The sequence below is a fragment of the Andreprevotia sp. IGB-42 genome (assembly GCF_009848685.1).
Classification (GTDB): Bacteria; Pseudomonadota; Gammaproteobacteria; order Burkholderiales; family Chitinibacteraceae; genus Andreprevotia.
Genome location: NZ_WXTX01000031.1, coordinates 1 through 8,225, shown reverse-complemented (window position 1 = coordinate 8,225; position 8,225 = coordinate 1). Strand labels below are relative to the sequence as shown.

10 protein-coding genes and 1 pseudogene are annotated in these 8,225 nt (G+C 50.1%); all 11 read left to right on the top strand.

Features of this window, described 5'->3' with window-relative positions; genetic code table 11:
• Positions 1 to 433: 433 nt before the first annotated feature.
• Positions 434 to 892: an RHS repeat-associated core domain-containing protein gene (locus IGB42_RS21620; protein ID WP_236822694.1), complete on the top strand. Its 459-nt coding sequence runs from the start codon at positions 434 to 436 to the stop codon at positions 890 to 892.
• Positions 841 to 1,197, top strand: a complete 357-nt coding sequence (locus IGB42_RS22725; RefSeq protein ID WP_374705063.1) for an HNH/endonuclease VII fold putative polymorphic toxin — start codon at positions 841 to 843, stop codon at positions 1,195 to 1,197. The genes IGB42_RS21620 and IGB42_RS22725 overlap by 52 nt, the downstream gene beginning before the upstream one ends.
• Positions 1,187 to 1,825, top strand: coding sequence for a hypothetical protein (locus tag IGB42_RS21610; RefSeq protein WP_159675624.1), 639 nt, complete (start codon positions 1,187 to 1,189; stop codon positions 1,823 to 1,825). The genes IGB42_RS22725 and IGB42_RS21610 overlap by 11 nt, the downstream gene beginning before the upstream one ends.
• 233 nt (positions 1,826 to 2,058) lie before the next feature.
• The gene (locus IGB42_RS21605) at positions 2,059 to 2,781 is read left to right on the top strand and encodes an RHS repeat-associated core domain-containing protein (protein WP_201800052.1); all 723 of its coding nucleotides are present in this window, start codon (positions 2,059 to 2,061) and stop codon (positions 2,779 to 2,781) included.
• 19 nt (positions 2,782 to 2,800) lie between these two features.
• A complete protein-coding gene (locus tag IGB42_RS21600) occupies positions 2,801 to 3,217 on the top strand; it encodes a hypothetical protein (RefSeq protein WP_159675623.1) in 417 nt (138 codons plus the stop codon).
• 773 nt (positions 3,218 to 3,990) lie between these two features.
• Complete coding sequence (locus IGB42_RS21595) at positions 3,991 to 4,605, top strand: RHS repeat domain-containing protein (RefSeq protein ID WP_201800051.1); 615 nt, start codon at positions 3,991 to 3,993, stop codon at positions 4,603 to 4,605.
• Between the two features lie 152 nt (positions 4,606 to 4,757).
• On the top strand, positions 4,758 to 5,468 hold the full coding sequence (locus IGB42_RS21590; protein WP_159675622.1) for a hypothetical protein: 711 nt from the start codon (positions 4,758 to 4,760) through the stop codon (positions 5,466 to 5,468).
• A 530-nt stretch (positions 5,469 to 5,998) separates the two neighbouring features.
• The gene (locus IGB42_RS21585) at positions 5,999 to 6,535 is read left to right on the top strand and encodes an RHS repeat domain-containing protein (RefSeq protein ID WP_159675621.1); all 537 of its coding nucleotides are present in this window, start codon (positions 5,999 to 6,001) and stop codon (positions 6,533 to 6,535) included.
• Between the two features lie 108 nt (positions 6,536 to 6,643).
• Positions 6,644 to 7,438: an RHS repeat-associated core domain-containing protein gene (locus IGB42_RS21580; RefSeq protein ID WP_159675620.1), complete on the top strand. Its 795-nt coding sequence runs from the start codon at positions 6,644 to 6,646 to the stop codon at positions 7,436 to 7,438.
• Positions 7,439 to 7,448: 10 nt separating this feature from the next.
• Positions 7,449 to 7,874 (top strand): DUF4265 domain-containing protein, encoded by a 426-nt coding sequence (locus tag IGB42_RS21575; protein WP_159675619.1) that lies wholly within the window; start codon positions 7,449 to 7,451, stop codon positions 7,872 to 7,874.
• 119 nt (positions 7,875 to 7,993) lie between these two features.
• A pseudogene (locus IGB42_RS22395) lies at positions 7,994 to 8,225 on the top strand (hypothetical protein); the annotation flags it as partial.

The window sequence follows — 8,225 nt, the reverse complement described above, 5'->3', positions numbered from 1 at the left end:
TCAGGTCTTGTTTTTTGCATTCCATCCCAGCTTGACCTATGTGGAAACTCCGGTTTATGCGGGAGTTTCAATATCATGGCCCGTCTGCTGCGGCTAGAGTTCGCTGGTGTGCTGTTATCACGTCACCGTGAGCGATAATACGCTCTGGGCCAGCGCCTGCAGAAAACCAACCCCAACGGCGTAAACCGCTTGTCTATGACCAACTGAATCCGCAGGATGAAGGCGGAAACCCCTGTGGGGCGACGAAGCCGGCCACCTGCTGGGCGAATACCAGGCCAACGGCACCCCTATCCAGGAAACCGTCTGGCTCGGCGACACCCCGATTGCCGTCCTGAAACCCACTGCCGACCCCGCCAACCCCAAGATCTACTAAATCTGGGCGGACCAGCTTGGCACCCCGCGGCAGATCACCGATCTGGCCAACAACGCCGTGGTGTGGCGGTGGGACAGCGAAGCGTTCGGCAACACGCAAGCGAACCAGGACCCGGGCAACACCGGCAATCAGTTTGTGTACAACCTGCGCTTCCCCGGGCAGTACTATGATGCGGAGAGCGGTCGGCACTACAACTACTTCCGTGACTATGATCCGAGCACGGGACGGTATGTGCAGAGTGACCCGATTGGGTTGGCGGGCGGGAGCTTCTCTACTTATGGGTATGTGGATGGGAGCCCATTGCTCCACTTGGACGAATTCGGTTTAGCTGGCAATAAATTTAAGCTCATCGATCCTATGGATCCAGGTGGAAAAGAAATCGAAGTTGGGATTAGCATTGAGTATGGGGAAACGACGGAGCAATTTATTGCCTTACCAGTGATCATAATCTTGAAAGGTCAATCCGATTGGGAGGGGCGGGCAAAGGCATTAGTGCTTCTGCTAAGTCAGCACCTGTAGTAAAAGGCACCAAACCCCTAAATTTGAGTCCCGTTGGTGCAGGGCGCAATGGTGCATTTAATGAAGCGAAGCGCCAATCAGGCATTCCGACAAGCCAGCAACCGAGTCGAATTTTGCCAAATACTGATTTACGTGGTAAACCTCAGCCAGGAAAAATATATGAATATGAAGTTCCGGCTCCAGGGGGTGGCGTGAAAACTGTCAGAGTCCGTGATGCTGCTGCTGGGCATAATTTTGGTCCAGGCGATCCACAGAATCGTGGGCCGCACTTCAACGATGCCATTGGTAATCACTATGACTATTGATATTAAAACTGCAAGTTGTGATGATGTTTCAATCGAAAATGATGTAATTAATCTTGGTGGTGAGGGTTTTTCTAAAAATCATGACCTCGCTGGAGCAAACTGGATAGCATCAGCCTCTTCCCCGGAAGAAGCTTTATCTTCGGTTCTACAATTTGTACGTGAAGCCGTATTTAGATCATTACCCAATTACGATCTATGGGCTCTTATTGGAAACTCTGCATGGCAACCGGATACGAGAGTTATTCGTTACAAGAAATTGTGGAGAATGTTGATGGAGCAAGGATTTGATTTTTCCACCCTTCAACCGTTGCCAGAAATTCTTGTGGAACGGGATGGAAAGCTCAAGTTTTTCGGGGTGTTTCAATTTCAGAATGTGTCGATTTGTTCTGTTGCCAAAATGCTGTTAAGCGAGTATTGCACGTATATGGTTGCAATCCCCAGTGGTTTGAAGATTCAAGATTTTTTACAAACTGATTGGTTGATGAATGTTGAAGATCATGGCTATTTTTTAAGCGCTGTTGGCAACGCAGGAGGCGTGCCTATCAAGGTGATAGGCGAGTTTGATGATCGAGAGCATGGGCTTGTTGCTATCGGAGAAGTCGGCTTGATTAGATCGCTTGTAAGTTAATGTTCGCTGGGGGTGGCATTAAATTTCTCGCTTCCAATCAGTGTTGAATTTAACAAGGCGAGTTAGGTCGCAATAATCGCTGTTGGCAATCCCTGTGGGACGACAAAGCCGGCCACCTGCTGGGCGAATACCAGGCCAACGGCACCCCCATCCAGGAAACCGTCTGGCTCGGTGACACCCCCATTGCCATCATCAAACCCACTGCCGACCCCGCCAACCCCAAGGTCTACTACGTGTGGGCCGATCAACTCGGCACCCCGCGGCAGATCACCGACCCGGCCAACAACCAACTGGTATGGCGCTGGGACAGCGAAGCCTTTGGCAACACGCAAGCCAACCAGGACCCGGGCAACACCGGCAATCAGTTTGTGTACAACCTGCGCTTCCCCGGGCAGTACTATGATGCGGAGAGTGGTCGGCACTACAACTACTTCCGGGATTACGATCCGACGACAGGTAGATACGTCCAATCTGATCCGATCGGGTTGAATGGGGGGAGCTTCTCGACTTATGCGTATGTGGGTGGCAATCCATTAAGCCTATCGGATCCATTGGGGCTGGCTACGAAACAAGATATCGACTGCGTCTTGAATTTGCTAAAGGAGGTGTACCCTGACCTGTACCCCAATCCTCCAACATCAGTAATTGGTGTGCCAGGTTTGTCTACCTGGTATGGCAAAGATTTGCAAGGATATACAGATACAAAAAATAATATCCAGTATAGTGCGGATTTATACGAAAAAGACGGCACTCCTGTTTATTCAAGTATGTTTAAACCATTTATTCAAACAATTTCTCACGAGATGACTCATGCTCAAGATGGCACTCTTAAGAAGATGTTTAGCCATGGCGAATTGCATGATGCCATCGATAGTAATGCTGCAATTATTGCAGAGCAATGGTGGCAAGAGTTGGTAAAACGACGAAATAAAGGTGAGTGCGGTTGCGGAAAATGATGTGACTTAAGGTGTCGAAATGACGGGATTAAAGAAAATTTCAATATGGGCTTTGGTTTTACTGCTGTTAGGGGGAGGCGTGTATTTTGCTGGGATTCTGTCGCTGCAAAGTGACACCTTGTCAGCTAGAGAGTATGTAATTGGTACGATGATACGTCGATTTGGTCCTTACCAAGAAGCACTTGAAACGTGCTGGGAGGAAAACGCACAGATTGCAGTGTGTAGCGCAATGGCAAGAAGGATCCGGATAGAAGCTAAAAAAGATGAGTTTTTCTATTGGGATGACATGTCAATTGTTGGGGTCGACTATAAGAATAGAGTTGTTGTGATATTTCGCCCTCAGGTCAAGGATAATGGCCTGCACTGGATGTGCTTGCTCAACGAAATGGACCGAATGTGGAAGACCTGTCAGTCATTGGCGTCTGTTTCTAGATAGGTGTAAATCTGGGGCGGGTTTCATAACAGTGCAATCTCAGTTGAGCAAGTTGGCCTTAATAAACTCGCGTTGCCGCGCACGCCGGGACTAGGGGCAACGTCTACGACATCTGAATTGCTTCAGACAGGGGCTATTCCTGGCCGAGAAGGTTTTGTCCTAACTCAGCGGACCGTATCATTTAACGACGTTTGGGCGCTGTCAGATAATTCTGGTGTCGAGTTCATGCTGGATTTGAGGGTCAGGTCTTGTTTTGTGCATTCCATCCTAACAGGCTGGTGAGAAACTCCTAGCAACCGCTACGACGTGGGAAAAACGGGCAAGCTTGGGCGAAACTGCTTAAAAACCAGGCTAATTTCGCTCAACTTTTAAGCAAAAAAGCCAAGTTCCACGGTTTTTCTTGTTCTCGGTGGGAGTTCAAAGAGTTTCTCACCAGCCTGCTAGCCTGGCCCATGTGGACACTCCGGTTTACGCAGGAGTTTAAACACCATGGCCGGTCAGCCAGAGCACCTTCAAAGCAAACACCACCCAATACAACTACAACGCCCTCTGCTAACGCCTGCAGAAAGCCAATCTCAACTGCGTAACCCGCTTGTCTATGACCAACTGAATTCGCAGGATGAAGGCGGAAACCCCCATGGGGCGACGAAGCCGGCCACCTGCTGGGCGAATACCAGGCCAACGGCACCCCCATCCAGGAAACCGTCTGGCTTGGCGACACCCCCATTGCCGTCATCAAACCCACTGCCGACCCCGCCAACCCCAAGGTCTACTACGTGTGGGCCGATCAACTCGGCACCCCGCGCCAGATCACCGACCCGGCCAGCAACGCCGTGGTCTGGCGCTGGGACAGCGAAGCCTTTGGCAACACGCAAGCGAACCAGGACCCGGGCAACACCGGCAATCAGTTTGTGTACAACCTGCGCTTCCCTGGGCAGTACTATGATGCGGAGAGCGGTCGGCACTACAACTACTTCCGGGACTATGATCCGAGCACGGGGCGGTATGTGCAGAGTGACCCGATCGGGTTGAAGGGCGGCAGCTTCTCGACTTATTCCTATGTGAGTGGAAATCCTATTCAAATGCTGGATTTTTATGGTCTTGACCAAAATCTTTTTAGCCCAGTCAGGGACCCCACACAATATGCTGGCGCGCAAGCAGATATGGATCCAACTGATGGTGTTCTGAAAATTTACGCCCATGGTGACGCTGACAAAGTTCAAGGAAATTATCGTTGTCCTATCGCCAGACCGGAAAAGTGCCCAGCTAGACTTCTGGATGAATACGATCCCAAAAAATTGGCCGATTTAATCAGAAGTGATCCGGAGTATAAAGATGCAAAGGAAGTTCAAATTCTGGCGTGTCATGTTGGAGAGAAGGACTATTTGTAGAAGCTTGCCAAGCTCTTGGGGAAACCGGTTTGGGGAACTCCTGAATATATGTGGTACTCCAAGCTTGGTGTTTCGGGATCGTTTCCTCCTGATCCTAAGAACGCGAAGGTGCCAGACAAGACTAGGCCTGTTGCTTTAAAGAAATATATGCCATGACCTTTAACAATTTCTTGATTTTGATTGTTGCAAGTTTTATTTTTTCGGTGCCATATGCTGTGGGTGCGGAATTGTGTGATAAAGCCAAGCCAGTTCGTATAGAGAGTGAAGACGAACTTGCGGAACTCATCGGGAGCGAAGGCTATTCGAAGCAAGTGAGACAATATTTTTTTTGCAAGAAGATTAAATATAATCGCTTGATGATTGATTTCGTGGATTTTCTCTTGGAGAGTGACGGTCCGACGAGAGATGAGCAGACGTTCTCTATAAATAATCTGAATTACCTTGCAAATCGCGCTAAATATCCGCCTGCCATGCAGTATGTGGCCGATTGTCTTGCCCGCTTTGTTTCAAATAAGTATGATATAGCGGTATGCCCTTCAAAAGCTTTTGTTTTTTATGCAGAAGATAGAAAGAAGGCGCTAATTATGTACAATTTAGCTGCTCGCCGTGGAGATGATAAATCTATGCGAGCATTAGCGTTGGAATATTTAAGAAAAAAGAATTATGTAGAGGCGGCGAAATATGCATATCTACAATCTTTTTGTGGTTACAATAATATTGATTTTTTGTCGGATGTCCTGAGGGATGTACGATTGGAAGTCGGTGTTCGCTCTGATGAGGTAATTAGAGATGGTGTCCAGCGGGCGCTTGATGCAATAAATGGCAAGAAAATAAACGACTTTTGCTTTTTGCGTTTCCAATAAAATGGAGGGTGGTAGGGTTTGGCCTTAATTGATTATGGTTGGAATTAGGGCTAAATGGTTCACCCATTATGCCCATCATTTGAATACAACTACAACGCCTTCGGCCAATGTACCCAGAAAACCAATGCCAACGGCGTAACCCGCTTGTCTATAACCAATTGAATCCGCAGGATGAAGGCGAAACCCCTGCGGGGCGACGAAGCCGGCCACCTGCTGGGCGAATATGCAGCCAACGGCACCCCCATCCAGGAAACCGTCTGGCTCGGCGACACCCCCATTGCCGTCCTGAAACCCACTGCCGACCCTGGCAACCCCAAGGTCTACTACGCAAGTAATAGGGCGCAAGTAATAGGGGACGGACCACGATTTAATCGTCATGCCCCGGCAACCCCAATGCCCACCCGCCCGGTGGGCATTGTCGCTTCTGGCCTTTCCCCATCAAGCCGCCGATCCAGTCCGGCCGCTACACCACCTTCAGCTCGATTTCCTGACGGCGCTGCTCGTCCCGCGCCAGCCGCCGCATGCTCGTCATGAAATCAGCCACGGCCTCGTCGCTGGCGTCGCAGTGCGTGCCCGGATCGGTCGCCGGCCTCACCCCCGGCGACACCATCCGCAGCCAAGGCTTCGACAACGTCGGTAACATCAAAACCATCAACGACCTTGCCCGACCGCAACTCAACCAGAACTTCAACTACGACAACCTCGACCGCCTCACCCTCGGCAACGTCGGCGGCATCGGCTACAACTACACCTACGACGACAACGGCAACCGCACCAGCGAAAACCACGGCAGCAGCACCACCCTCTACAACCACGCCGCCACCAACAACCGCCTCAACAAAACCACCGGCAGCAACGCCCAGACTTACAGCCACGACCCCGCCGGCAACCGCCTCAACGACAACAACGGCCTCGTCAACACCTACAACGACGCCGGCAGAATCAGCCAGGTCACCCGCAGCGGCACCACCACCCAATACAACTACAACGCATTAGGCCAACGCACCCAGAAAACCAGCTCCAACGGCGTCACCCGCTTGTATGACCAACTGAAATCCGCAGGATGAAGGCGGAAACCCCTGTGGGGCGACGAAGCCGGCCACCTGCTGGGCGAATACCAGGCCAACGGTACCCCCATCCAGGAAACCGTCTGGCTTGGCGACACCCCGATTGCCGTGCTCAAACCCACCGCCGACCCCGCCACCCCCAAGATCTACTACATCTGGGCCGATCAACTCGGCACCCCGCGGCAGATCACCGACCCGGCCAGCAACGCCGTGGTCTGGCGCTGGGACAGCGAAGCGTTTGGCAACACGCAAGCGAACCAGGACCCGGGCAACACCGGCACCCAATTCGTCTACAACCTGCGCTTCCCTGGGCAGTACTATGATGCGGAGAGTGGTCGGCACTACAACTACTTCCGGGACTATGATCCGAGCACGGGGCGGTATGTGCAGAGTGACCCGATCGGGTTGGCTGGGGGGAGCTTCTCTACGTATGGGTATGTGAATGCTGAACCTTTGTCGCTGATTGATTTATTTGGATTGACTGGAGTAGATGTTGATCACGATGGCATTCCAGATGAAATAGAACATACTCAAGTTGAAATACAGCCTATAGTTGAGTTTTGTAAGGACAATGGATTTGGGGTTCAAATTCAAAATCCTATTCCACTTAGCCCAGGCGCCACAATCGGCACAGCCGGAGGAATAAGAGCCGGGAAGAATTTCACTCAAGCAGGAAAGAATGTAATAAAGGAACGCAATGCTGGGACCAACAATGGCATCACGGTTTGTGTTAGTTGTGGTATCCAAACCGTGCCAGCACAGCAAGCAAAAAAAGGTGTCACTCCGCCTGGTAATGAAACGCATGTAGATCTTATAGTGGCAAAATCAAAGAATGGCGATGGTGCCCCGAGTAATGGTCAAGTTTTGTGCAGAGATTGCAACTTGAAAAAAAGCAATAAATAAGGAGTGTTGCATGGAAAAGATAAACTTTAACCTTACTCAAGATGATGATGGGTATCCTCCTGTTAGCGTGGAATCTCTTTGGGCCCGGAAGAAAGAAGACTTTTATGTTATAGATAATATTCCTTTCTTTACTGTTGACGTCGCTTTTGGTGATCTAGTTAAGGCTAAGCCGGATATGGATGGTAACTTGTGGTTTGCAGGGCTCATTGAAAGTAGTGCTCATTCTTTGATAAGAGTAGTGTTTCTTGATCTGAAAAAGAAAGATTGGGTGATCGAAAAATTAAAATCGCTAGGGTGTGCAACTGAAAAAATGGACGATTTTAATCTGCTGGCAGTAGATGTTTCAGAAAAAATTGATAGGATATTGGTTTTGGAATTTTTGAAAGAAGGACTGAGTTTGGGCTACTTGGATTATGAGGAAGCCATTATAAGATGATGTGTGTTTTGATTTTATTGTGGGGACTGTTGATTTAGTTGCTGCCCGGTATCGATAGCTTGAAAACAATAGCGACCCCATCACAACACGTACCGGAGCCTCGCCAGCAAATGTCAGCCATGACGAAGTCTGCTCGCACCAAGTATCAAACTACCAACTGGGGCGACTACAACACCGCGCTCCAGATGCGCGGTTAGCTGCTGATCTGACTCGATCCAGCCATGGCATAGTACGCAAAAACTACCGGAAAACTTTGCAGGCAGGCGACGTTCTCCCACGCGGCGATCCAGTTCTGCCTGTCGATAAAATGCCTGTTTAGGGCACTTCCAAAACCCCCACTCTCAGCCCATT

Excerpts from the sequence above, each read along its gene's own strand:
- IGB42_RS21610 (WP_159675624.1), top strand. The coding sequence starts at position 1,187 with ATGACTATTGATATTAAAACTGCAAGTTGTGATGATGTTTCAATCGAA.
- IGB42_RS21600 (WP_159675623.1), top strand. The coding sequence starts at position 2,801 with ATGACGGGATTAAAGAAAATTTCAATATGGGCTTTGGTTTTACTGCTG.
- IGB42_RS21590 (WP_159675622.1), top strand. The coding sequence starts at position 4,758 with ATGACCTTTAACAATTTCTTGATTTTGATTGTTGCAAGTTTTATTTTT.
- IGB42_RS21585 (WP_159675621.1), top strand. The coding sequence starts at position 5,999 with ATGAAATCAGCCACGGCCTCGTCGCTGGCGTCGCAGTGCGTGCCCGGA.
- IGB42_RS21575 (WP_159675619.1), top strand. The coding sequence starts at position 7,449 with ATGGAAAAGATAAACTTTAACCTTACTCAAGATGATGATGGGTATCCT.